Annotated in this window: 1 protein-coding gene; it reads left to right on the top strand. The window is 61.3% G+C overall.

Going from position 1 to position 341, the window contains the following annotated elements:
* A partial coding sequence (locus AF337_RS25805) for a PAS domain S-box protein (RefSeq protein WP_244471317.1) occupies nucleotides 1-341 on the top strand: 341 nt, incomplete at both ends.

The raw sequence follows: 341 nt of genomic DNA, 5'->3' as shown, positions 1-341 counted from the left end.
GACGACTTCCGGTCATTGTTTGCAACGCATCCGTCGCCGATGTGGGTCTATGATCCGGCATCGCTGCGCTTTCTTATCGTCAACGAGGCGGCGGCAGCACTTTACGGCTACGGCGCGGACGAATACCGGCGCATGACGGTTCTGGATATCCGCCCTGAGCATGAGCGGGAACGGATGGTCGACGCCGTCAGCGGCCGTACCGACATGGAAAAGGCGGAGCGTTGGGTTCACCTCAAGGCGAGTGGTGAGACCTTCGAAGTGCTGACCTATGGCCGAGAAGTGCGTTTCGAGGGCCGAGCGGCAATCCTGGCGATCGTGCAGGACCGCACCGAGGTCAATGC

Source organism: Rhizobium ecuadorense (genome assembly GCF_001187535.1).
In the GTDB taxonomy this organism is placed as follows: Bacteria; Pseudomonadota; Alphaproteobacteria; order Rhizobiales; family Rhizobiaceae; genus Rhizobium; species Rhizobium ecuadorense.
This window is presented reverse-complemented; position numbering and strand designations above follow the sequence as displayed.